The sequence below is a fragment of the Acidovorax sp. CF316 genome (genome assembly GCF_000276605.1).
In the GTDB taxonomy this organism is placed as follows: Bacteria; Pseudomonadota; Gammaproteobacteria; order Burkholderiales; family Burkholderiaceae_C; genus Acidovorax.
Window position 1 is genome coordinate 1 of the sequence record NZ_AKJX01000273.1, and the last position, 22478, is coordinate 22478.

Here is a 22478-nt window from a genome sequence, read left to right on the forward strand (position 1 = left end):
GGCGCCCGCCGCCAGCAGGGCTGTGCGGCGTGGCATGGAGACGATGGGGCGGGGCGTTGGCTGGGGCAGCTTCATGCGTTGGACTCCTCCTGTGCGGCCCATTGTAGGGAGGCTTGTCGCCTTGCGCTGGACGCCTGCCCCGGCGCTCAGAACTGGGCCCGGTCCAGGTCCTCGATCAGCGTGGTTTCCACTGGTCGCCAGCCCAGGCGTTGCTGCGTGAGCGCGCTGGAGGCCGGGCTGTCCATGCCGGCAAAGCGGGCCAGCCACCCGAAATGCTGCTGTGCGCCGCTGGCCGGCACCGAGACTACGGGCAGGTTCAATCCGCGGCCGATGGATTCGGCAATCGCCTTGAGCGCCACGCCTTCCTCTCCCACCGCGTGGTAGCGTGCGCCGGCCTGGCCCTGTTCCAGCACCAGCCGGTACAGGCAGGCGGCGTCGAGCACATGCACGGCGGGCCAGCAGTTGGCGCCTTCGTCCACATAGGCCACCGTACCCTTTTCGCGTGCCAGCGCGATCAGGTAGGTGATGAGCCCCTGCTTGAACGGGTCGTGCACCTGCGGCAGGCGCACCACGCAGGCATGCACGCCCTGCTGCGCCAGGGCCGCGGCGGCTTCTTCCGAGGCACTGCGCGGCACGCCCGCGCTGCTGGGAACGGGCGCATGCTCTTCGGTGCCCACGCCGCCCGTGCCCAGCAGCGTCATGCCGGTGGTCACGAGCAGGGGGCGGTCGCTGCCCTGGAGCTCTGCGCCCAGCGTGGCGATGACTTGCCGGTCGGCCTCGCAGTTGGCTGCATAAGTGGAAAAGTCGTGGTTGAACGCCGTGTGGATCACACCGTCGGCATGGGCGACGCCGCGGCGCAGGCTGGGCAGGTCGTCGAGTGAGCCGCGGTGCACCTCGGCGCCCACGGCGGCCAGGCGCTCGGCGCCCTCGTCCGAGCGGGCCAGGCCCAGCACGCTGTGGCCCGCATCGATCAGCTCGTTGACGACGGCCGTTCCGACGAAACCGGTCGCGCCGGTCACAAATACTCGCATGGTGATGTCCTTGGCTTGTAAAAAGAAGGGCAGTGTCGTTAGACTGCTTATCCCGGTAAAGTAGTGTTCGTATACAGGTATAAGAGATAACAGGAAGAGCGCCCCATCCCATGCCCGACACCAACGACAACGCGCTCGGCGACTACCTGCGCGACCGCCGCGCCCGGCTCGATCCGGCCGCTCTGGGCTTTCCGCTGGCGCGCCGGCGCACGCCCGGCCTGCGCCGCGAAGAGGTGGCCCAGCGCGCCCATGTCAGCGCCACCTGGTACACGTGGCTGGAGCAGGGGCGGGGAGGGGCGCCTTCGGCCGAGGTGCTCTCGCGCATCGCCCACGCGCTGATGCTCACCGAGGCCGAGCGCGAGTACGTCTTTCTGCTCGCCCTGGGCCGCCCGCCGGAGGTGCGCTTTCTGGACGCTGAGGGCGTGACGCCCCGGCTGCAGCGCGTGCTCGATTCGCTGGAAACCAGCCCGGCCTATGTGAAGACTTCCACCTGGGACGTGGTTGCCTGGAACCATGCCTCCACCCGGGTGCTGACCGACTACGGCGCATTGCCCACCGGGCAGCGCAACATCCTGCGCGTGGTTTTCGGCAGCACGCTGCTGCGCCGCAAGATGCCCAATTGGGAGCGCGACTCGCGCTTCGTCGTCGGCGCCTTCCGTGCCGACGTGGCGCGCGCCGGCGCCGCTGCCCGCGTGCAACCCATGGTGGATGAGCTGTGCGCGCTCGACCCCGAATTCCGCGCCCTGTGGCGCGGCAACGATGTGCAGGGCAGCTACGGCGAGCACCCCAAGCACGTGGTGCACCCGGTGGCCGGGCCCATCGACCTCGAGTACTCGGCGTTCGCCGTCGATGGCCGGCCCGACCTGGGCATGGTGGTCTACACGCCGGCCACGCCGCGTGACCTGGCGCGCGTGAAGGCGCTGATCGCGGCGGGCGAGGGCACCAGGGCGGTTGCTGCCCTGCCGGCCGCGAAGCGGCCCCGCCAGTCCGCGCCGGCCTAGTGTCCTGCCCCGCTACCCCACCAGGAGACGAGCCAGATGACCACCCCGCCCGCCAACCCACCTGTTCACGCGAGCTTCGAGCAGTTCCAGGCCCGGTCGCTGGCCGACGGTTTCGATGAGGTGCTGGTGCGCGAATGGGCGCCGGGCCAGGTGGTGCCCGAGCACCGCCACGACTTCGGCGTGAGCGCCATCGTCGTGCAGGGCGAGATGTGGCTCACCTGCGCAGGGCAGGAGCGCCACCTCGTGCCCGGCGATAGCTTTGCGCTGTACCGCAACGAGCCGCATTCGGAGCGCTATGGCGTACAGGGGGCGACGTACTGGGTGGCGCGGCGCAACGCTGCTGATTGAGCACGGCGCGACGGACTGCAGCGCATGGCTGCGCTGTGGCGTTGTCCAATGCTGCCGGCCACGCCAATTTCAGGTGGTCGGCACCTTGCAACTGGGCACAGCCCGGCTTATCCAGGCCTTGTCTTGTTGCTCCCCCGCCGCATTCCCCTGATTTTTGGGCTGTCTTACGAAAAATCACGCTTTCCCTCTTGTCATTTTGCATAATTATGAGAAATTACACCCATGCGAAAGCAAAGCCAGCGTTTGTCGTCATTTGAGGACACGTTGGCGGCAAAAGCCGGTCCCTGATGCAAAGGGCCGGCAGCCGATCGCCCGGAGTTCGCCTGAATATGCGCCTGGTATCCAATTCCCTGCACGACGAAGTCGCCTCGCGGCTGCGGGAGGAGATCTTTGCCGGCACGCTGGCGCCGGGCAGCTTCCTGGACGAAGTGGCGCTGTGCGAGCGGCTCGAAATTTCGCGCACACCGCTGCGCGAGGCGCTCAAGGTGCTGGTGGCCGAGGGGCTGCTGCGCCATGAGCCGCGGCGCGGCTGCTTTGTGGCCGAGGTCACGGGCAAGGATCTGGACGAGATCTTCCCCGTGATCGCGCTGCTCGAAGGGCGTGCCGCCCACGAGGCCACGCGCCGCGCCAGCGCCGCCGACGTGGCCGCGCTGGAGGTGCTGCACCAGCGCCTGCAGGCGCACGCGGCGGCCGGGCGCATCCCCGAATACTACGCCGCCAACCACGCCATCCACGAGGCCTTCATCACCCTGGCCGACAACCGCTGGCTGGCCCAGGTGATCGGCGACCTGCGCAAGATCCTGCGTTTGGCGCGGCTGCAGCAACTGCATGCGCCAGGCCGCCTGCAGCAGAGCCTGGCCGAGCACCTGGCGGTGTTTGCCGCCTTGAAGGCCCAGGACTGCGATGCCGCCGAGGAGGCCATGCGCACCCATCTGCTGCGCCAGCGCGAGGCCCTGCGCGACGTAGCCCGCACCCAGCAATCGAGGTTGACACGATGAACATGAACACCGCCCCTGAATGGATCGCCCGCAGTGTCTCGCGCCTGCGCTCCGCTGCCCCTGCCAGCGACAACAAGGCCCCCGGCGACAAGCCCGCGCGAGCGGCGGCTGCCGACAAGGCCAACGTGACCGACGTGGTGGCCAAGGTGGCCGCGCCGCGCTCCACCAACGAGCGGCTGGCGGCCACGCTGCGCCGCGGGCAGGAGGCCTTGTCGCCGCGCGCGCTGCGCCGCCTGCTGGCCGACCTGCAGGAGGTGGTGGCCCCGCAGGTGAGCGAGCTCGAAGGCGGGCGCCGCGCCCAGGGCGTGGCCCAGTGGTATGCCGAGGCTTCTGCGGAAGAGCGGCGCGACATGTGGCTGCTGTTGTGCGAGCAGTTCGCGCCCGACGCCACGCGCTTCAAGTCGGCCCGCCAGCGCTACGAGGCCGCGGCCGGCACGGCCGAGGAGGGCCAGGCCGAGATCAGCCTGCGCCGCGCCCTGGTGTCGCCGCGCACGCGGCTGCTGCAGCGCTTTGCGGTGTTCCCCGAGGGCATGCGCTTCCTGGTGGACATGCGCGCCGAGCTGCTGCCCCTGCTCAAGGCCGACAAGCGCCTGCTGGCGCTCGATGCCGAGCTGGAGCACCTGTTCTCGACCTGGTTCGACGTGGCCTTCCTGGAGCTGCGCCGCCTGTCGTGGGACTCGCCGGCCTCGCTGATCGAAAAGCTCATCAAGTACGAGGCGGTGCACGACATCCGCAGCTGGGCCGACGTGAAGAACCGGCTGGACAGCGACCGCCGCTGCTACGGCTTCTTCCACCCGCGCCTGCCCAACGAGCCGCTGATCTTTGTGGAGGTGGCGCTGGTGGACCACATCTCCAGCAGCATCACGCCGCTGCTCGACGAGGCCGCCGCACCAGCCGACCTGGCCCGGGCCACCACGGCCATCTTCTACTCCATCAGCAACACCCAGACGGGGCTGCGCGGCGTGAGCTTCGGCGATTCGCTGATCAAGCACGTGGTGGAGACCCTGACCGAGGAGTTCCCGCGCCTGCGCACCTTTGCCACGCTCTCGCCCATTCCGGGTTTTCGTGGCTGGCTGGCCAAGCATGCCGCGCCCATGCTGGAGCGCCTGGACGAGAAACGCCGCGGCGAGCTCGGCCGTGCCGTGGGCTTCGAGCCGCCACAGGCCGCGCACCTGCTCACCGCACTCGAAAAGCCGCTGGAGCTGGACGCGCGCTCGCCCGTGCGGCAGCTGTTGCTCGAATGCGCGGCCCACTACCTGGCGCGCGAGCTGGCCGAGGGCAAGCCCGTGGACCCGGTGGCGCGCTTTCACCTGGGCAACGGTGCGCGCGTGGAGCGCCTGAACTGGGGCGGCGACCCCTCCACCAAGGGCCTCAAGCAGTCGTACGGGCTGATGGTCAACTACCTGTATGACCTGAAGCGCATCGACAAGCACCGCAGCCTGCTCGCGCAGGGCAAGATCCCCACCTCCGGGGACATCGACAGCCTGTGCAAAAACTGATCTGAAGAACCCGGGCGTGGGCCCGGTGCCTCGGTATGCAGGCGGTTGGTGGCAATCCCTGCAGACAGGGTGTGCATCGGTGACACCCGTGTAGTGAGCCGGCGCTACCATGCGCCTCTTGTGTGTTGGCAATTCCATTTCATTTTTATTTTTATAAGACAGGAGACAAGATGAAAGACAACGACCTGCAGCGCCGCGACGTGCTGCGCGGTGCCGCTGCTGCGGCCGCTGCACTGGCCTGTGGCAGCAGCTGGGCCCAGGCGTCCGCATGGCCGAGCAAGCCGGTGACCCTGGTGGTGCCGTTCCCTGCTGGCGGGGGCACCGATGCCTTCGCCCGGCCCATGTCCGCCCAGTTCTCCAAGACCGTCGGCAAGACCCTGGTCATCGACAACCGGGGCGGTGCCGGCGGCACCGTGGGCGCCAGCTTCGCGGCCAAGGGCGCACCCGACGGCTACACCCTGTTCATGGGTGCCGTGCACCACGCCATCGCTCCGTCGATGTACCCCAAGCTCGACTACGACATCGAGAAGGACTTCATCCCCCTGGCCCTGCTGGCCAACGTGCCCCAGGTGCTGGTGGTCAACCCCAAGGCCGTGCCGGTGGCCAACTACCAGCAGTTCATCGAGCACGTCAAGCGCAACCCCGCCAAGCTCAACTACGGCTCGGCCGGCGCCGGCACCTCGCACCACCTGGCGGGCGAGCTGTTCAAGCAGCAGACCAAGACCTTCATCACCCACATCCCGTACCGCGGCGCGGGCCCGGCCCTGCAGGACCTGATCGCGGGCAATGTGGACATGATGTTCGACGGCCTGGGTTCATCGGCAGCGCACATCAAGGGCGGCCGCATCAAGGCGCTGATGGTCTCGGGCAGCAAGCGTAACCCGGCCTTCCCCGACGTGCCCTGCGCCGCCGAGGTGGGCCTGCCCGACTACACCGTGACCACCTGGTACGGGCTGTGGGCGCCCAAGGGCACGCCGGCCGACATCCAGGCGCGCATCGTGGAAGAGGTCAAACGCATCGGCACGGCCGATGAGATCAAGACCATCTGGGCCAGCAACGGCGCCGAGTACGGCACCCTGACGCCGCAGCAGTTCGGCGCCATGGTCAGCAGCGAAGTCAAGCGCTGGGCCACGGTGGTCAAGGCCTCGGGCGCCAAGCTCGATTGATGCGCAGCATGGCAGCCGCAGAGGTCGTTGCAGAGCGCGCTGCCGGGCAGGCAGGGCAGGCCGGCGTGGTGCAGGTCACGCTGCGCCACACCGGCCGGCTCAACGCCATGTCGCGCGCCATGTGGCAGCAGCTGCGTGCGGTGTTCAAGGACATCCAGCGCAGCCACGACGTGCGCTGCGTGCTGATCGAGGGCGATGGCACGGCCTTCTGCGCGGGCGGCGACATCTCGGAGTACCCGGGCTTTCGCTTCGATGCGGCGGCGCTGCGCGAATTCCACGAAGGCGATGTCTGGGGCGGGCTGTCGGCCATGCTCGACTGCGATGTGCCCATCGTCGCCCACATCGCTGGCGCCTGCATGGGCGCGGGCGTGGAGATTGCCAGCTGCTGCGACGTGCGCGTGGCCCACGCGGGGGCGCGCTTCGGCGCGCCCATTGCGCGCCTGGGCTTCCCCATGGCGCCGCGCGAGGCGCAGCTGGTGGCCGGCGCCGTGGGCGAGGTCACCGCACGCCAGATGCTGCTGGAGGCGGCCACCTTCAGTGCCGACGAGATGCTTGCACGCGGTTTTCTGAGCCGCGTGGTGGCCGGTGCCGAAGAAGCGCGCGCCGAGGCCTTGGCCAGCGCCTGCCGCATCGCGGCGCTGGCGCCGGGCGCCGCACGCCTGAACAAGCAGACCCTGCGCGCGCTCAAGGGCGTGCCGCCTGCAGACACACTTTCGGGCCATGCCCCCGACCCCTATGCCTATGCGGACAGCGCCGAGCACCGCGAAGGCATCACCGCCTTCCTCGAAAAACGTCCCCCCGTGTTTTGAATGAACCACCGTTTTGTTGCACATCCGGATGACCGCACCATGAGTTCCACCACCCCCCAGCAAAATCTGTTCAGCGCCTTGCGCGCTGCCTTCCCCGCCGACCTGGCCAGCACGGCGGTGGAGACCTCCACCGCCGATGGCCGGCCGCTGCTCTACAGCTGGAGCGACCTGGAGCGCGCCAGCGCCCGCATCGCCAACCTACTCGCCTCGCTCAAGCTGCCCGAGGGCAGCCGCGTGGCCGTGCAGGTCGAAAAATCGGTCGAAGCGCTGCTGCTGTACCTGGCCACCCTGCGCGCGGGCTATGTGTTCCTGCCGCTCAACACGGCCTACCAGAGCGCCGAGATTGAGTACTTCATCGGCAACGCCGAGCCTGCCGTGGTGGTCTGCACGCCCGGCAACTTCGGCTGGGTGAGCAAGATCGCCTTCACCCAGGGCACGCAGCATGTCTTCACGCTGGGTGACGACCGCACCGGCAGCCTGCTCGATCGCGCCGCGCACCATGGCGACGAGCACACGCCCGTGCAGCGCTCGGCCGACGACCTGGCCGCCATCCTCTACACCAGCGGCACCACGGGCCGCAGCAAGGGCGCCATGCTCACGCACGGCAACCTTTTGTCCAACGCCCAGGTGCTCAAGGACTACTGGGGCTGGAAGAGCGGTGATGTCCTGATCCACGCGCTGCCCATCTTCCACGTGCACGGCCTGTTCGTGGCCATTCACGGCGCGCTGATCAACGGCAGCAAGATGATCTGGTTCAGCAAGTTCGACCCCAAGGCCGTGCTCGCCGCCATGCCGCGCGCATCCGTCTTCATGGGCGTTCCCACGCTGTATGTGCGCCTGCTGGCCGAAGCCGGGCTCAACAAGCAGACCGCGAAGAACATGCGCCTGTTCGTCGCGGGCTCTGCGCCGCTGCTGATCGAGACCTTCAACGAATGGCAGCAGCGCACGGGCCACACCATCCTGGAGCGCTACGGCATGAGCGAGACCATCATGCTCACCTCCAACCCCTACGCGGCCGATGCGCGCCATGCCGGCCAGACCGAGCGGCGCGGCGCCACCGTGGGCTTCCCCCTGCCAGGGGTGGGCCTGCGCGTGGTGGACGACGCGAACAAGCCGCTGCCCGTGGGCGAGATCGGCAGCATCCAGGTGCAGGGCCCCAACGTGTTCAAGGGCTACTGGCGCATGCCCGAGAAGACGGCCGAGGAGTTCACCCAGGACGGCTGGTTCAAGACCGGCGACGTGGGCAAGGTGGACGAGCGCGACTACGTGAGCATCGTCGGCCGCAGCAAGGACCTGATCATCAGCGGCGGCTACAACGTCTACCCCGCCGAGATCGAGGGCTACATCAACGACATGCCCGGCGTGGCCGAAAGCGCCCTGGTCGGCGTGCCCCACCCGGACTTCGGCGAAGTGGGCGTGGCCGTGGTGATCGCCAAGCCGGGCGCCAAGCTCGACGGCGAGGCCATCGTGGCGCAGCTCAAGTCGCAGCTGGCCAACTTCAAGATCCCCAAGCGCTGCTTCGTTGCCGACGAACTGCCGCGCAACACCATGGGCAAGGTGCAGAAGAACCTGCTGCGCGACCAGCACAAGGGGCTGTTCGCCTGAACGAGGCAGGGCGGTTCAAACCGTTCCCGCTGGTGGCGGAGAGAGGGCCTGTGGGCCCTTTTTTCATGCCCCGGGCTCATCGATCTGCAGGTCGAAGAACCTGCGCACGCGCGGCTCCAGCAGCCAGCGCGCGGGTCACGCCGTGGCTGCCGCCTTGAACGCCGGCTTCAGGTATTGCGCCACGTGCTTCGCGGTCAGGTCCTGCACCGCGATCAGCTTGATGTGGCGGCGCCCTTTGCCTGCGCCCTCCAGCACCCCATGCGGGTCGGGAAGGGCAGCGCCTTCGCTGAACTCCAGCGACACGTGCTTCGTGTACGAGAAGATGCCGCAGAACGGCTTGGTGGCGGAGAACAGGAGACCACCGTACTTCACCTCTTCGGTCACGGAAGCATCCAGGCCCAGCACGGCTTCGCGCAGGGCCTGGACCAGGGTGAAGCGGTCCGCATCGTGCGCGCGGGTGTCTTCGAGCAGTTGGGTAACGCGGTCGGCAGCAGAGGGCATGGTGTTCTCCAGGGAGGAAGATGGTTGCGTGGCGTGGCGTGGCGTGGCGTGGAGCGCCCTCTGCCGCAAGTGCACATGCTGCCATGGCTTGCGGTCCGCTTTTGTCAGCAGGCTGTCCTGGCCCACCCGGTCAGGGTCTGCTGCAGGAACAAGGCCAGGACCGACAGTGCCGCCAGCGCGGCGCCTTCCAGGTTCAGGCGTAGCACGAAGCCCGGCTTGTGCATGCGGGTGGACACCGTGTGCAGCAAGCGGCCCCAGCCGATGAAGGGCACGATGAACAGCCCCAGGTAGGCCTTGGCCTTCCAGCCCTGCAGTTGGTAGCCCAGGTGGGCCAGCTTGTCGCAATGGCTGACGGCACCCGTTCCCGCCCATTCCTTGTAGAAGACCATCAGCAGCATGGCGAGCATGAAGGCCGCGGGCACGGTGATCATCATCCAGAACAGCACCCATCGGCCATCGTGCGGGTTCCACGATTTTTCATCGTCGTCGGCAGCCCCGTCGTCGCCCCGAGGGGGGTGGGCCTTCTTGCCTCGATTACCTATGACCTCGTCGGCCGCATCGGCGGCGGTATCCAGCCAGCGCGGCCAGTCGCGCACGCGGGGGCTCTGGCCCACGGCGGCCACATACACGCATTCATCGTCCACGCACACCTGGCGGTGGGCCGTGATGCGGCTCGCGGGCAGGAACCAGTCTCCCGATTTCTCGGGCAGCCGGACCACGAAGACGGTGGTGGTGTCCGTGCTGGATGCGCCATCGCTGAAAAGGCCCTCGGAGCGGTGCTCCAGCTCGATGGCCATCCATTTGTAGCCGCGGTGGCTGCTCTGGACGATCCACAGCGGCTTGGGATCGTCCAGCCTGACGCGCTCCCACACCGGGTTGGAAAACGAGTCGAGCAGGCCGGGTGGCGGAGGCTCCTTGACCGCCATGGCTAGAGCTTCTCCAGGTCGGCGTCGTCCTGTTCCTCGCGCTGGAAATGGATGAACGCGGTGATGCCGATGCCGGCGGTGAACGCCGTATTCCACAGCGTGGGCACGCCAAACACCGCCAGCCCCAGCGCGATCAGGCCCAGCGTGATGGCCGCGCGCACTGCACCCGGAGTGCGCTTGAACACGGCGACGAGGATGGAGCTTGCGATGACCACCGCGATGGGCCAGGCCAGGATGCTGAACAGCATGAGGAGAAACACCTCCTGGCCCGTGGACTTGCTCGCGATGCGGCTCCAGCCCCAGTGGACCCACTGCGCGCCCACGACATAGGCGAGGGTGGCCCACAGGCAGGGCAGGGGGGCGGGGTGGTCGTCTGTGGAGAGCATGCAGATCAGTGGTCGTGGATGGAGGGATGGCCTTGCACAGGGCTTTATATGCCTCGCCGGGGCCGGTGAAGAGAGCTTCGGTGACTTTTTGTGCAGTTCTGTCGTTTTCCTGCGCACGGCCTGCTGGCGGGTACCGGCAGTAGCGTGGGTTGATACTGCCCGGATGGCAGGCACTTCGGCGCCCGTTGCCCCAAGGCCGGTGCCTGTCAGCGCACCGGCGCCTGCAGCGGCAGGCCCAGCTCGAACGTATTGCCCTGGCCGGGTACCCCCGTTGCGGCTTGCCAGCGGCACTCCCCGCCAATGGCCATTGCCCGGCTGCGCACATTCGCCAGGCCCTTGCCCGCAGTGCGCTCGGGCGACGATGCGTGGGCCTGCAGCGGCCCGGCATAGGGCTGGCCATCGTCGCGCACCCATACCATCACGTGGCCGGCCTGCGTGCCCGTGGCGATCTCGATGGTACGGGCCCCGCTGTGCTTGACGATGTTGGTCAGCACCTCCTGCAGTATGCGCAGGATGTGCAGCGCGCTCTGCGGATCCAGCCAGGGCAGGGGGGGCACGTCCTCCACGCGCCAGTGCAGCGTGAGGCCCGCGGCCTGCAGGCGCGGCCCCAGGCGAAAGCGCAGGGCGGCCAGGAGGCCCAGCAGGTCGGTGTCGGCATGCTCCAGCGAGTCGATGGAGAGCTTGAGGTCCTCGATGCATTCGGTGAGTACGCGCGCCATGTCGGCTTCGGTCAGCTGGCTGCCCTGTGCCATGCGCAGCGCGCTGATCAGCGAGGAGCCGATGCCGTCGTGCATCTCCTGCATCAGGCGGCGGCGCTCGGCGTCCAGCGTCTGCTGGCGTTCCAGCGCGCTCAGCTGCCGGTAGCTGGCGGCCAGCTCGGCCTCGCGCGCGACAAGGCGCCGCTCCAGTTCGGCATTGGCCTCCTCCACCGCACGGATGGCGCCCACGTACTTGCGGTAGCCGATGGCCAGGAAGGTGGCCAGCGCGCCGATGGACGTGTAGGGGGCCAGGTAGACGTGGCCCATGTCCAGCACATAGTTCTGCAGCAGCAGATCGTGTACGCCGGTGGGGATGAACAGCAGCATCCACACGGCCAGCAGCCGGCCTTCCAGTGTGCCCGCGCTCCAGGCCACGCGGCTGCCAGAGACCACGGCGACGGCCAGCATGAGGAGTGCTACGGCAGTGGCCAGGGGGAGCATGGCGTCGACCTGCAGCAACCACGGCATGGGCAGGGTGGCGACCGAGGTGACCGACTGCAGCACGAGCATGCCGCGCTCCAGCCGGGGCCGGCGCTGGCCATGGATGCGCAGGATGAACAGGTAGATGAAGACCATGGACCAGCCCAGCGCATTCAGCGTGAGCCAGCCGAACCAGGCCTCGGGCAACAGCAGCGGCTGGTCGCCCAGTGTGAAATGCACGGTGCGCAGGCCATGCGCCAGCGAGGCGGCAAAGAACAGCAGGTAGGGAGTGTCGTGCCGGCGCACGCACCAGACGGCCAGCGCCATCAGCCCAAGGGCCAGGTACACCGCGGAGACAATGGCCAGCAAGTCCACCTGCATCCAGGTGCGCAGCCGGTAGGAGGGGAGCAGTTCGGGGACAGGGCCCATCCAGGCCGCAGACAGGGCCCCGCCGACCCCGGGCTGGCTCGCCATGCGCAGCAGCACCTCGCGTGGTCCGGGCGTGCCGGGCGCCATGGCCGGCAACTGCACCCACAGGGGCCGGTTGAAGCTGTTCCAGACCCGGCTGCCGCCGTGGATGCCGGTGCCATGGACCCGGTGGCCATCCACATACACTGCGATGTTGCCGATGGTCTGCCAGCGTGGCAGGTACAGGGCCAGTGCGGCCCCGCTCCACCCCTGCAGTGCATCCGGCACGGGCAGCCGGTACCACACCACCTGCGGCTGGGCCGTGAGGGATTCATCGGGTTCTGCGACCGAGCGGGGCCGTGCATGCGGCAGGGCGACGGACTCCCCGGCGGTAGCCTCCAGCTCGCCACGCGGCACCGTTGCCGGAGCATCCCAGCCGACCCCAGGCTGGTGCAGCAAGACCGCCTCGCCAATGCGGCGGTCCGGCTGGGTGCCCTGGGCCTGCGCGGGAGCCGCGGCGAGCAGCAGCCACAAGGTCAGCCAGAGCACCAGTGCCACAGCCAACATCCAGGGCCGCAGGCCTTCCTTCGATGGCCGCTGCCCGCGGCTGCCACTATTGCAGCAAGATGCCATGCCGCTGCGCCTCGAGGATGGCCTCTGCCCGTGTGTTCACTTCCAGCTTGGCGTAGATGCGCCGCACGAAGGTCAGCACCGTGCTGGGCGATACACCCAGTGCATGGGCGGTCTCCTCGGCCGTGAAGCCCTTGCTCACGCGCAGCAGCACCTCGTGCTCGCGTGGCGACAGGGTGACGGCGGGCCGGGGTGCCGGCGCGGCCTGCTGTTCATATGCCGCAAGGGCCGGTCGATCCGTCGTCCCGGGCTCCCGCGGCGCCTGCCGCAGGGCGGTGCGTGCCAGGATCTTGCGTGCCACCATCGGGCTGATGGGGCTGCCACCGGCATGCACGCTGCGGATCTCGTCCACCAGGCCGGGCGCGCTGGCGTCCTTGAGCAGGTAGCCCATGGCGCCGGCCTCGATGGAAGGCAGCACATGCATCTCGTCGCCGAAGATGGTGCTCACCAGCACGCTGCATTCAGGCCATTGCCGGCGCGCGGCGGTGATCACGTCCAAGCCCGAACCGTCGGGCAGGCCCAGGTCCACCAGCAGCACGTCCAGGGGCGCGCGCGGTAGCAGCGCAAGCGCCTGCTGGCGGCTTGCGGCCTGCAGTACCAGCTGCATGTCGGCCTGGCCTGTGATCGCGCTTTCCAGGATGGCCCGGGTTGTGGCGTCGTCCTCCACCAGACCCACGCGGATGGTGGCGGTGCGCAGGGGCAAGGGGGCGGCGTCAGGGGCAGCAGGCATGGCCGCAATTATGGCCAGTGGGGCGGTGCTGTCTGTCCTCAGTTCTGGGGACAGACAGGTGCGCGCAAAAAAAATAGCATCCCGGCCACATCGCATTTGCCATGCCTCGTATCGCACCGCAGAGGCTGCCGCTTGCACAAATTGTTCAGAAGACGAGAACTGCCATGACACACTCTTTGCCTTGCCGTCGGGAGCCTCGCCCACGCCGCTCACTGTTGCTGGTGCTACCCCTGCTGTGGTCGATGGGCGCGGTGCATGCGGCAGGCGAGTGCCGGGTGACGCCAGACGGCACAGGCAACGGCAGCAGTTGGGCCCAGGCAGCGTCGCTGGAGGGCGCGCTGGCCGGTGCGGCCTGCTCGGAAATCTGGGTGAGGCAGGGTACCTACAAGCCCACGACGGGCACCGACCGCACAGTGAGCTTTGCAATCGACCGGCCGCTCAAACTCTATGGCGGCTTTGCCGGCACCGAGGCAACACTGGCCCAGCGCAGCAGCGATGCCAGTCTGACGGTGCTGTCGGGTGACATCGGCGTGGCGGGCGATGCAACGGACAACAGCTTTCATGTGGTGGTGATCGGCGGCCTGGGTGCGAATGGCAATGGCGTCTATACCGGCAGCAATACTGCCGTGGATGGGTTGACCATCGTCGCAGGGTATGCCAAAGACGATGCCAGTCCGTTCACCGAGTATGGTGGTGGCGGCTTGTTCTGCAATGGCTGGGGATCGGGAATGCAATGCGGGCCCAGCATCGCGAATGTCGTCTTTCGCAACAACACCGCAAGTGCCCGGGGAGGCGCCATCTATCTGACGGGCGCTGGAAGCATGGGCATTTCGAAAACGGTGTTCGACGGGAACGCTTCGCGCAACGGAGGCGCAATCCGCGTTGCAGGCAACGCAAGCAACGCAACGACCATCGATCAGAGCGTGTTCAGGGGCAACACAGCATCCTCGGACGGAGGTGCGCTGTACCTTTCGGATGACGGCTTCACCATCACCCGCTCTTCGTTCACCGGCAATGCCGCCGTCAAGGGCAGTGCTGTCCTGGCGGCCAATTCCAACCCGGTTGCCGGGCTCATCGGGCAATCCACCTTCAGCGGCAACTCTGCGTCCGACCGTGCGGTGGTGTACATGAACGGGACCGGACCAGTCGCGTTTTCCCAATCCACCTTCAGCGGCAATACCTCCACCTGGCAGGGGGCCGCGATCTATGCTTTTGCAGGCAGCCACACGGTGGCGTCCTCGGTCTTCGGCAAGGGCGGAGCCTCGTCCCAGCCACAGGTCTCCGTTCGATCCGGCGCCGGGCTGACCGTGGCCCGCAGCCTCGTGGAGGGTGGTTGCCCAAGCCCTGTGATCTGCACGGACCTGGTCAACGCGGATCCCCTGCTGCAGCCCCTGGCCGACAACGGTGGCGCCACGCACACCATGCTGCCGGGCGCGGGCAGTCCGGCCATCGACGTGACGGGCTCTTGCACTGCACAGGCCATCGACCAGCGTGGCCTGGCGCGCAATGTGCATGGCGCTTGCGATATCGGCGCGGTCGAGCTGCAGCCGCCTGGCGCGCCTGCGGCTGTCGCGGCCACGGCTGGCACGCAGCGAGCCAGCGTGTCCTGGACTGCTCCCGCCAGCGACAGCGCCATCACCGGCTATACGGTGGCCGCCGTCGAGGATGGCACCAGGACCTGCTCCGTGGGCACCGGCAGCCCGGTTGCCACTTCCTGCACGGTGACAGGCCTGGCCAGCGGCCGGGCCTACACCTTCACCGTGGTGGCCTCGAGTGCCCAGGGTGCGGGCGCTGCCTCGGCGGCCAGCGCCGCTGTCACGCCCACGGCCGCGGCGGTCGATCCGCTGCCTTCGGCCCCCAGCCTGCCCGTGACCAGCCCAGGCACCACGACCATCACCGACCCCGCGCTGCCGGTGGTGGTGGGGCCGGGCGCTGGCGGCGCAGCCATCGTCGTTCCGGGCACCGGAACCACGCCCGTCACGCTGCAGGTCACGATCAACGGCCAGGCGCTGCAGGTGCAGGCCAGCCCCGGCACGCAACTGCGCGTGGCCCAGGTCAACGGCCAGAGTGTGCTGGTGCTGGTGGTGCTGGAGGGGTGGGCGTCCATGACCGCCAGCGCCGAAGGCCAGCCCATGGCGCTGGCGGGGGATGTGTTGCTCAGCGCAAGCCGTGCCGGTACGGCCATCGAGGCCCAGCCGCTCACCGTGGCGGTGCTCACGGGGGCCCTGGTGCCGCCCGAGGGCAGTCTGCCGCAGGTGGGGCGCATGGGACTGCAGGCGGGTGAGAGGCTGCAGGTCAACGAGCAAGGGGCCGTGGTCTCCATCACGCTGGGCTCGCTGAAAGGCGATGCCTCGCAGCCCGGCGATCCGATGGCGTTTGCCAACCTGCCGACCTCTATCGCGGTGGACAAACAGGGTTTCGCCCGGCTGAGCGGCCCGCTGGCGCGCCTGTCGGGCGTGAACCTGGCCCAGGGGCTGGAAATCGCCACCTCGGGCGTGGTGCTGGTGCGCGACGGGGGCCAGGTGTTCCAGCTGCTGCCTGCCATGCCCATCACCATCGATGCGACGCAGCCCGATGGCCTGGCCTTCACTCCCCTGGGCCTGCTGCGCTGGGGGCGCGGCGGGGTGGTGGTGCAGTTTGCGCCGGCGGTGGCAGATCTTGCCGGCTTGGCAGGTGCCGTCACGGCGCTGCTGCCCGATGCGCAGATCAGGCTGGGTGCCGAGGGCGCCATCCAGCTGCGCACAGGAGGTCGCACCTACGTGCTCAAGCCTGGCTGGACCGGTTCGGGATCGGCGACTGGCAGTCCTCAGATCGGTGTGGACGAACAAGGCCACATCTTCTTCCAGGTGGGAGCCGGCCCAAGGCAACTGCTGTTGCCGGCGCTGCTCAATGCCACCCAGGCCCAGGCGATTTTCCGGGCGGCCATGCCAGGCTCCGGGCTGACGGTGCAAGCCGCATCCAGGGACGGGGCCTTCACCGTGGCCCAGGGTGGGCAGACTTGGCGGCTGGTGCCGCAGTGGGTGCTGCCCGAGGGCAGTGCGGCGCAAGTGCCCGCACCGGCTGCGAACTGGTGGCTGGGCGCAGACGGGCTGTTGTACCTGAAGCTGGGCAGCCAGGCGCAGGGCGTGCGCCTTGCCCATTGAATGGCAAGGCTTTGCGCCGCAATCGGCGGCTTCTTGAGTAAAACCTGCAGCGCCTGTACGCCTTCTGGCACGGGTCGGTTCCGGGTGTCCTTGTCACAAGTTCTAGGGACATACAGAACCGCGAGTGCCCGATAGCATTCGTGGACTGCCATGAACACATTCCAGATCCTGCGGCGCCTGCTGCCCCGCCTGCAACGACACCTCCTGGCGCTTTCGGGCGACGCGAGGCGCTTTTTGCTGCTCCTGTTGCTGTGGGCGCTGGCCATGGCGGCCTCCCTGGTGGCCGGGCCGGTGACGGCCTTGCAGGAGGGGGCGCTGCGCAGCCTCAGCCCGCCCGCGCATACCGCCCCGGCGCCAGCCCCACCTGGCGGCTGAAGGCGGTGCTGAAGGTGCTGGCCGAGCCGTAGCCCACGCGTTCGGCCACCTCGGCAATCGCCAGGTCCTGGCGGCGCAGCAGGTTCTTGGCCAGGGCCATGCGCCAGGCGAGCAGGTATTCCATGGGCGGCATGCCCACGGCGCGCGCAAAGCGCTCGTAGAAGGCCGAGCGCGACAGGGCCGCCGTCTGCGCCAGCTGGGCCATGGTCCAGGGGCGGGACGGACTGGCATGCATGTGGCGCATGGCCAGGCCAATGCGCGCATCGGCCAGGCCGCGCAGCAGGCCCGGGGGCGCGTCATCGCCCGATGAGGTCGAGCGCAGGGACTCGATCAACAGCAGCTCCACCAGGCGCGAAAGCACCAGCTCGCGACCCGGGCGGTCCGCGATCGACTCCCTGCCCACCAGTTGCACCAGCGCCTGCAGGTGCTCGACCCCGCGCACATGCATCAGCGCCGGCAGCAGCGAGACCAGCAGCGCCGCGTCGGGCGAGCCGAAAACGAAGTAGCCGCCCAGCAGGCGCACGTCGGGCGGGCCGTCGGGATCGCCATGGCGCACTTCGCTGGTGGGCGCGGGCGCCGTCTTCGGGTCGATGTAGCGGGGCGCCGCAGGCTCTGCCCCCGCCATGGTGAAGCCCGGCGTGGCCGGCAGCAGCACGAAGTCGCCTGCGTCGAGGGTGATGGCGTCCTGCCCGTCCACCGCCAGGCGGCAACTGCCCTCCAGCACCCCGCAAAAGCTCGGATGCCCGAAATCCGCATAGCGCACGGCCCAGCGGCCGGCGCCGCTGATGCCCTTGGAGAACACAGCACGGGGCTGCAAGAGGGCGATGACTTCGGCAAGGGGATCGTTCATGACCGGACGATTGCTAATGAAAAAAGGACTTTTCATTGTGGATGGTCCGGCTATTGATCCCTATCGTTGAGGCCTTGTCAACCCACCCCTCTCCTCTTCTTCTTTTTTCTTCTTCTTCAAGGACATCACCATGACCCCAACCGTGCTCATCACCGGCTGCTCCTCGGGCTACGGCCTCGAAACCGCGCGCCATTTCCATGCCCAGGGCTGGAGCGTGATCGCCACCATGCGCAGCCCGCGCGCCGGCCTGCTGCCCGCTGGCGAGCGCATGCGCGTGCTGCCCCTGGACGTGACCCGCGCCGACAGCATTGCCGCGCTGCTGGCCGAGGCCGGGCCCATCGACGTGCTGGTGAACAACGCCGGTATCGGCCTGCTCGGAGCCTTCGAGGCCACGCCCATGGCCACGACCCGCGAGGTGTTCGAGACCAACACCTTCGGCGTGATGGCCATGGCGCAGGCCGTGCTGCCGCAGATGCGTGCGCGCCGCGCGGGTACCATCGTCAACGTGACCTCCAGCGCCACCCTGGCGCCCATGCCCCTGGTGGCGGCCTACACCGCGAGCAAGACGGCCATCGAGGGCTTCACGGCGTCGCTGGCCTTCGAACTCGAAGCCTTCGACGTGCGCGTGAAGCTAGTGCAGCCGGGCTATGCGCCGTCCACCCGCTTCACCAGCAATGGCAGCGAGCGCATGCAGGGCCTGATCCCCGAGGCCTATGCGCCCTATGCGCAGAGTGTGTTCGCATCGTTCGCACAGATCGGTGCCGTGACCACCGAGGCCGATGTGGCCGAGGCCGTGTGGCGCGCCGCGACGGACGAGGGGGCGCAGTTGCGCTTTCCTGCAGGGGCCGACGCCGTGGCGCTGGCCCGCGCGCAGGCCCGGCAAGAGCGGTAGGCGATCCGCACGCAGCCCTCTGCGGCGTGGTTCCCTGGCCGTTTGTGGCACCATGCGCCGCGGGCCGGTAGGAGAGGATGGCGAGGCCGCCCGCGACCACAGACACAACGGGGGAGGTGAAGAAGATGGCAATAATCAAACCAGCGCTGCTGGCCGCAATGTGCGCTGCGTCGGGTGCGGCGCACGCGTCGGACATGGGGGCCTTGGCCTACATGCTGGGCTTTCAGCTCATCTACCTGGCATGGCCGCTGCTGTTGCCGGCCTTCTTCATCTGCGGCTACCCGCCGGGTGCCTGGTCTTATGCCATTCTGGTGGGGCTGGTCTATGCCGTCATCGGTTTTGTGCGCCTGCCGTTTTCCATCGTGGGCATGGTGGCGCCCTGGCTGGAGGTTCCCTTCCTGGGCATGGTGCTGGTCTTTGGCGAGCAACTGGTGGCGCTGGTGCTGTCGGTGCTTGCCGTCCGCAAGTACGGCAAGGCGCTGGTCGGGGCCCTGTTGGCGCCCCGGGGAGTGGGCTGACACCTCGGCGGTTGCTGCTGTTTTTTGTGCTGCTCACCAGCCCCGGGCTTGTCGTCAGGGTGTAGCCAATCTACAGGCAAATGCCTGGGCCGCTACACCCTCGGGCGGACTCTGGATGCTATTCTTTGAGCCAGCATTTTCAGGAGCATTCCGTATGGCAGTAGAAAAAGTAGCCCTCGTCACCGCTGGTGGCAGCGGCATGGGCGCCGCTGCAGCGCGCAAGCTGGCGGCAGATGGTTACCGCGTGGGCATTCTGTCCTCGTCGGGCAAGGGCGAGGCGCTGGCGGCCGAACTGGGCGGCCTGGGCGTGACCGGCTCGAACCAGTCGGTGGAGGACCTGGGTCGATTGGTGGACCAGGCCGTGGCCCGCTGGGGCCGTGTGGACGTGCTGGTCAACAGCGCCGGCCATGGCCCGCGCGCGCCGGTGCTGGACCTGACGGACGAGCAATGGCACACGGGCATGGACGTCTACCTGCTCAACGTGATCCGCCCGACGCGCCTGGTCGTGCCCCACATGCAAAAGCAGGGCGGGGGCAGCATCATCAACATCTCCACCGCCTGGGCCTTCGAGCCGAGCGCGATGTTCCCGACCTCGGCGGTGTTCCGCGCCGGGCTGGCCGCCTTTACCAAGCTGTTCACCGACAGCTACGCCAAGGACAACATCCGCATGAACAACGTGCTGCCCGGCTGGATCGACAGCCTGCCCGCCACGGAGGAGCGCCGCGAGACCGTGCCCCTGGGCCGCTATGGCAAGAGCGCGGAAATCGCCGCCACCATCGCCTTTCTGGCGTCGGAAGGCGGGGCGTACATCACGGGCCAGAACCTGCGCGTGGATGGCGGACTGACGCGCTCGCTCTGATCGATCCCCGGCTCAGGCCGCTACGGCGCCACCTGCGGCGACCGCGCTCACCGCCGGTTGCTGCGCCTGTTGCTCCATGGGCGTATCCGGCAGCCAGCGGCACGCCAGCACGCCGAGCACGGCAACGGCGGCGGCCGCAGCCCACACGGCCTGCAGCGCATGGGGGCCGGCTTCGGCGATGGCCGCGGGGTGGGCGGCCACCAGCGTGTGCATCACCTCGGCGAACAGCGTGGTCAGCAAGGCCACGCCCACGGCGCCGCCCAGGCTGCGCAGCATGACCGGTACGGCGGTGGCGATGCCCATGAGCGGCAGGGGCGATGCGCGTTGCGACACCATGGTGATGATGGGGAACAGCACGCCGATGCCCGCGCCCAGCGGCAGCAGGCACAGCGACAACACCAGCGGCTGGGCCGGGGCCCACTGCATGCCTGCGGCCAGCAGTGCAAAGCCCAGCACCACCAGCGCGCTGGCCAGCATGCCCATGCGGCGTGCCGCAATGCGGGCACGCAGCAGGCGACCGCTGGCAATGGCCGCGCCCGTGACCCCGGCCATCAGCGGCAGCAGGTGCCAGGCGGCCGCGGTGGGCGCCAGGTGCAGGGCCGTCTGCAGGTAGGCCGGCATGAAGACCACGGCGGCATACAGCGCCACCCCCGTCACCAGGCCGATGGCGGAGGCTGCTGCGTACACGGGCCGGCCGAACAGCGACAGCGGCACCAGCGGGTGCGCGGCGCGGCGCTGGCGCAGCAGGAAGGCGGCGGTGCAGACCGCGCACGCAGTGCCCAGCACGGCGGCTGACAGCCAGTCGGGCAGCTGCAGGCGCTGGTGCTGGGTCATGAGCAGGGCGCTGCACAGCGCGCCGGTGAGCAGCAGGGCCCCCAGGTGGTCGATGGGCGTGCGCGGCCCCGTCGGCTGGCGGCGCAGCGTGGCCGCGAGGATGCCGAAAGCCACCAGGGCCAGCGGCACGTTCAGGCCAAAGGCCCAGCGCCAGGACAGGTGCTCGGTGAGCCAGCCGCCCGTGAGCGGCCCGAACATGGTGGCCACACCGTACACCGCACCCAGCAGCGACTGGTAGCGCCCGCGCTCTGCCTGCGGAAACATGGCGGCCACGGTCAGCATGGTCAGCGTCATCAGCCCGCCGCCGCCCGCACCCTGCAGGGCGCGCGCCAGCACCAGCTGCAGCATGCTCTGGCTGAGCGCGCAGGCCAGCGAGCCGCCCAGGAACAGCCCGATGGACACCAGCAGCATGGGCTTTTGGCCATGCACGTCGGCAAGGCGGCCGTACAGCGCGATCACCACGGTGGCCGCCAGCAGGTAGGCCGAGAAGGTCCAGGCCGGCGGCAGCGTGCCCGGCATGTCGCGCGCGATGGAGGGCAGGGCGGTGGAGAGGATGGTCTGGTCCAGCGCGGCCAGCACCAGCATGAGCATCAGCGCTGCCATCGTCAGCGCGATGCCGCGGCGGGTGGGGGAGGTGGTCGAAGTCGTGGTCGTCATGGCCAGCAGTGTCCTGGCTGGTGGTGGTTGTGTACAGTGCAATGATCTGAACATACAGTTGCACCGTATGAAAGCCTATGACCTCAACCTGCTGGTCGCGCTCGACGCCCTGCTGGCCACCGGCAGCGTGACGGCGGCGGCCGAGCGCGTGCACCTCTCCACGCCGGCCATGAGCCATGCGCTGGCCCGCATCCGCGAGGCGTTCGGCGACGCCATCCTGGTGCGTGCGGGCCGCCAGCTGGTGCCCACGCCGCGCGCCCTGGCGCTGGCCGAACCCGTGCGCCAGCTGCTGGCCCAGGCCCGGGCGCTGCAGTCACCGGGTGAGGGGCCGGGCGGCCTGGCCCAGGTGCGCCGGCATTTCGTGGTGCGCGCGCCCGAGGGCATGGCGGTGGTCTACGGCGCTGCGCTGTCGCAGGCACTCGCGCAGGAGATGCCGCTGGCCAGCCTGCAGTTCCTGGCGGAGAGCCACAGCGATCCTGCGGCCCTGCGCGAGGGCCGGGTGGACCTGGATGTGGGCGTGTTCCGCAGCCGCGACCCCGAGGTGGAGTGGCAGGAGCTGTCGCAGCAGCAACTGGTGGGCGCGGCGCGCGCGGGCCATTCCTTGCTCGCCAGGCCGCTGACCCCGGCGCGCCTGGCCGCTGTGCGCCATGTGGGCGTTACGCTGCGGCCCGGGGAGCCGAGTACGCTGGACGATGCGCTGGCTGTGCTGGGGCTCACGCGCCTGGTGGCGCTGCAGGTGCCCAGTGCCTTTGCGGCGCTGATTGCGGCGTCGCGGTCGGACCTGGTGGCGTGTGTGCCTGAGCGGGTGGCGCGGGGCATGTCGCCGTCGCTCAAGCTCGAGGTCTTTGCCTTGCCCCTGCCTTTGCCGAGTGACACCACGCGTATGGCGTGGCATCCGCGGTACAGCGCGGATGCGGCGCATCGGTGGTTGAGGGAGTGTTTGTTGAAGGTGTTGGATGATCCGTTGATCAAGGGGCCGGCGGTGAAGCCGGCGCGGAAGCGGAGGTAGGTGTTCTTCGTTTCCATGGTTGTTGTTGCTGCATGCTTGGTTTGAGGGCAGGAGCCGGGATGTGCGCCCGGCGGCGCAGTAACTTTCTCTTGCGTCGCCAAGAGAAAGTCACCAAAGAGAAGGCG

Annotated in this window: 21 protein-coding genes; 13 read left to right on the forward strand and 8 right to left on the reverse strand. The window is 68.7% G+C overall.

Annotated features, from left to right (window positions below; genetic code table 11):
- Positions 1 to 146: 146 nt before the first annotated feature.
- A complete protein-coding gene (locus tag PMI14_RS30490; RefSeq protein WP_007861087.1) occupies positions 147 to 1031 on the reverse strand; it encodes an SDR family oxidoreductase in 885 nt (294 codons plus the stop codon).
- Between the two features lie 110 nt (positions 1032 to 1141).
- On the opposite strand from PMI14_RS30490, the gene PMI14_RS30495 reads away from it, so the two are divergent.
- From PMI14_RS30495 to PMI14_RS30525, 7 genes are all read left to right on the forward strand, one after another.
- Positions 1142 to 2032: a helix-turn-helix transcriptional regulator gene (locus PMI14_RS30495; RefSeq protein WP_007861089.1), complete on the forward strand. Its 891-nt coding sequence runs from the start codon at positions 1142 to 1144 to the stop codon at positions 2030 to 2032.
- Between the two features lie 36 nt (positions 2033 to 2068).
- Positions 2069 to 2380 (forward strand): cupin domain-containing protein, encoded by a 312-nt coding sequence (locus tag PMI14_RS30500; protein ID WP_007861092.1) that lies wholly within the window; start codon positions 2069 to 2071, stop codon positions 2378 to 2380.
- A gap of 329 nt (positions 2381 to 2709) precedes the next feature.
- On the forward strand, positions 2710 to 3378 hold the full coding sequence (locus PMI14_RS30505) for a GntR family transcriptional regulator (protein ID WP_007861094.1): 669 nt from the start codon (positions 2710 to 2712) through the stop codon (positions 3376 to 3378).
- Positions 3379 to 3380: 2 nt separating this feature from the next.
- Positions 3381 to 4877 (forward strand): malonyl-CoA decarboxylase, encoded by a 1497-nt coding sequence (locus PMI14_RS30510; RefSeq protein WP_035206340.1) that lies wholly within the window; start codon positions 3381 to 3383, stop codon positions 4875 to 4877.
- Between the two features lie 170 nt (positions 4878 to 5047).
- A complete protein-coding gene (locus tag PMI14_RS30515; RefSeq protein WP_007861099.1) occupies positions 5048 to 6043 on the forward strand; it encodes a tripartite tricarboxylate transporter substrate binding protein in 996 nt (331 codons plus the stop codon).
- Between the two features lie 8 nt (positions 6044 to 6051).
- Entirely contained in the window at positions 6052 to 6852 is an 801-nt protein-coding gene (locus tag PMI14_RS30520; RefSeq protein WP_035206345.1) for an enoyl-CoA hydratase/isomerase family protein, read from the forward strand.
- Positions 6853 to 6891: 39 nt separating this feature from the next.
- Positions 6892 to 8457 (forward strand): malonyl-CoA synthase, encoded by a 1566-nt coding sequence (locus tag PMI14_RS30525; protein ID WP_007861103.1) that lies wholly within the window; start codon positions 6892 to 6894, stop codon positions 8455 to 8457.
- Positions 8458 to 8592: 135 nt separating this feature from the next.
- Here PMI14_RS30525 and PMI14_RS30530 read toward each other — a convergent pair whose 3' ends face one another.
- The 5 genes from PMI14_RS30530 to PMI14_RS30550 all read right to left on the reverse strand — a co-directional run bounded on the left by PMI14_RS30530 (position 8593) and on the right by PMI14_RS30550 (position 13216).
- On the reverse strand, positions 8593 to 8958 hold the full coding sequence (locus PMI14_RS30530) for a DUF1801 domain-containing protein (protein ID WP_007861104.1): 366 nt from the start codon (positions 8956 to 8958) through the stop codon (positions 8593 to 8595).
- Between the two features lie 104 nt (positions 8959 to 9062).
- Complete coding sequence (locus PMI14_RS30535) at positions 9063 to 9884, reverse strand: hypothetical protein (RefSeq protein ID WP_007861105.1); 822 nt, start codon at positions 9882 to 9884, stop codon at positions 9063 to 9065.
- Positions 9885 to 9886: 2 nt separating this feature from the next.
- A complete protein-coding gene (locus PMI14_RS30540; RefSeq protein WP_007861108.1) occupies positions 9887 to 10270 on the reverse strand; it encodes a hypothetical protein in 384 nt (127 codons plus the stop codon).
- Between the two features lie 206 nt (positions 10271 to 10476).
- On the reverse strand, positions 10477 to 12423 hold the full coding sequence (locus PMI14_RS30545; RefSeq protein WP_052024551.1) for an ATP-binding protein: 1947 nt from the start codon (positions 12421 to 12423) through the stop codon (positions 10477 to 10479).
- A gap of 46 nt (positions 12424 to 12469) precedes the next feature.
- On the reverse strand, positions 12470 to 13216 hold the full coding sequence (locus tag PMI14_RS30550; protein ID WP_007861111.1) for a response regulator transcription factor: 747 nt from the start codon (positions 13214 to 13216) through the stop codon (positions 12470 to 12472).
- A 221-nt stretch (positions 13217 to 13437) separates the two neighbouring features.
- Between PMI14_RS30550 and PMI14_RS30555 the strand changes: the two genes are divergently transcribed.
- On the forward strand, positions 13438 to 16359 hold the full coding sequence (locus tag PMI14_RS30555; RefSeq protein ID WP_238541933.1) for a choice-of-anchor Q domain-containing protein: 2922 nt from the start codon (positions 13438 to 13440) through the stop codon (positions 16357 to 16359).
- Positions 16360 to 16509: 150 nt separating this feature from the next.
- Complete coding sequence (locus tag PMI14_RS30560; RefSeq protein WP_007861116.1) at positions 16510 to 16734, forward strand: hypothetical protein; 225 nt, start codon at positions 16510 to 16512, stop codon at positions 16732 to 16734.
- Here the strand turns inward: PMI14_RS30560 and PMI14_RS30565 are convergent.
- A complete protein-coding gene (locus tag PMI14_RS30565) occupies positions 16685 to 17584 on the reverse strand; it encodes an AraC family transcriptional regulator (protein ID WP_007861118.1) in 900 nt (299 codons plus the stop codon). The two genes, PMI14_RS30560 and PMI14_RS30565, sit on opposite strands and share 50 nt — an antisense overlap.
- A gap of 130 nt (positions 17585 to 17714) precedes the next feature.
- Between PMI14_RS30565 and PMI14_RS30570 the strand changes: the two genes are divergently transcribed.
- The 3 genes from PMI14_RS30570 (at position 17715) to PMI14_RS30580 (ending at position 19853) form a co-directional block, all read left to right on the forward strand.
- Positions 17715 to 18476: an SDR family oxidoreductase gene (locus PMI14_RS30570; RefSeq protein ID WP_007861119.1), complete on the forward strand. Its 762-nt coding sequence runs from the start codon at positions 17715 to 17717 to the stop codon at positions 18474 to 18476.
- 125 nt (positions 18477 to 18601) lie between these two features.
- Positions 18602 to 18994 carry a hypothetical protein gene (locus tag PMI14_RS30575; protein ID WP_007861120.1) on the forward strand — a complete coding sequence of 131 codons (393 nt, stop codon included), beginning with the start codon at positions 18602 to 18604 and terminating at the stop codon, positions 18992 to 18994.
- Positions 18995 to 19148: 154 nt separating this feature from the next.
- A complete protein-coding gene (locus PMI14_RS30580; RefSeq protein ID WP_007861122.1) occupies positions 19149 to 19853 on the forward strand; it encodes an SDR family oxidoreductase in 705 nt (234 codons plus the stop codon).
- 12 nt (positions 19854 to 19865) lie between these two features.
- Here PMI14_RS30580 and PMI14_RS30585 read toward each other — a convergent pair whose 3' ends face one another.
- Positions 19866 to 21344, reverse strand: coding sequence for an MFS transporter (locus tag PMI14_RS30585; RefSeq protein ID WP_007861123.1), 1479 nt, complete (start codon positions 21342 to 21344; stop codon positions 19866 to 19868).
- Between the two features lie 67 nt (positions 21345 to 21411).
- Between PMI14_RS30585 and PMI14_RS30590 the strand changes: the two genes are divergently transcribed.
- Positions 21412 to 22353: a LysR family transcriptional regulator gene (locus PMI14_RS30590; protein ID WP_007861124.1), complete on the forward strand. Its 942-nt coding sequence runs from the start codon at positions 21412 to 21414 to the stop codon at positions 22351 to 22353.
- Positions 22354 to 22478 lie beyond the last annotated feature (125 nt).

Bases quoted from the DNA above. Each gene is read 5' to 3' on its own strand.
- PMI14_RS30550 (WP_007861111.1), bottom strand. From the start codon at position 13,216: ATGCCTGCTGCCCCTGACGCCGCCCCCTTGCCCCTGCGCACCGCCACC.
- PMI14_RS30510 (WP_035206340.1), top strand. From the start codon at position 3,381: ATGAACACCGCCCCTGAATGGATCGCCCGCAGTGTCTCGCGCCTGCGC.
- PMI14_RS30565 (WP_007861118.1), bottom strand. From the start codon at position 17,584: ATGAACGATCCCCTTGCCGAAGTCATCGCCCTCTTGCAGCCCCGTGCT.
- PMI14_RS30575 (WP_007861120.1), top strand. From the start codon at position 18,602: ATGGCAATAATCAAACCAGCGCTGCTGGCCGCAATGTGCGCTGCGTCG.
- PMI14_RS30505 (WP_007861094.1), top strand. From the start codon at position 2,710: ATGCGCCTGGTATCCAATTCCCTGCACGACGAAGTCGCCTCGCGGCTG.
- PMI14_RS30495 (WP_007861089.1), top strand. From the start codon at position 1,142: ATGCCCGACACCAACGACAACGCGCTCGGCGACTACCTGCGCGACCGC.
- PMI14_RS30580 (WP_007861122.1), top strand. From the start codon at position 19,149: ATGGCAGTAGAAAAAGTAGCCCTCGTCACCGCTGGTGGCAGCGGCATG.
- PMI14_RS30560 (WP_007861116.1), top strand. From the start codon at position 16,510: ATGAACACATTCCAGATCCTGCGGCGCCTGCTGCCCCGCCTGCAACGA.
- PMI14_RS30585 (WP_007861123.1), bottom strand. From the start codon at position 21,344: ATGACGACCACGACTTCGACCACCTCCCCCACCCGCCGCGGCATCGCG.
- PMI14_RS30570 (WP_007861119.1), top strand. From the start codon at position 17,715: ATGACCCCAACCGTGCTCATCACCGGCTGCTCCTCGGGCTACGGCCTC.
- PMI14_RS30500 (WP_007861092.1), top strand. From the start codon at position 2,069: ATGACCACCCCGCCCGCCAACCCACCTGTTCACGCGAGCTTCGAGCAG.
- PMI14_RS30520 (WP_035206345.1), top strand. From the start codon at position 6,052: ATGGCAGCCGCAGAGGTCGTTGCAGAGCGCGCTGCCGGGCAGGCAGGG.
- PMI14_RS30530 (WP_007861104.1), bottom strand. From the start codon at position 8,958: ATGCCCTCTGCTGCCGACCGCGTTACCCAACTGCTCGAAGACACCCGC.
- PMI14_RS30540 (WP_007861108.1), bottom strand. From the start codon at position 10,270: ATGCTCTCCACAGACGACCACCCCGCCCCCCTGCCCTGCCTGTGGGCC.
- PMI14_RS30515 (WP_007861099.1), top strand. From the start codon at position 5,048: ATGAAAGACAACGACCTGCAGCGCCGCGACGTGCTGCGCGGTGCCGCT.
- PMI14_RS30490 (WP_007861087.1), bottom strand. From the start codon at position 1,031: ATGCGAGTATTTGTGACCGGCGCGACCGGTTTCGTCGGAACGGCCGTC.
- PMI14_RS30590 (WP_007861124.1), top strand. From the start codon at position 21,412: ATGAAAGCCTATGACCTCAACCTGCTGGTCGCGCTCGACGCCCTGCTG.
- PMI14_RS30535 (WP_007861105.1), bottom strand. From the start codon at position 9,884: ATGGCGGTCAAGGAGCCTCCGCCACCCGGCCTGCTCGACTCGTTTTCC.
- PMI14_RS30545 (WP_052024551.1), bottom strand. From the start codon at position 12,423: ATGTTGGCTGTGGCACTGGTGCTCTGGCTGACCTTGTGGCTGCTGCTC.
- PMI14_RS30525 (WP_007861103.1), top strand. From the start codon at position 6,892: ATGAGTTCCACCACCCCCCAGCAAAATCTGTTCAGCGCCTTGCGCGCT.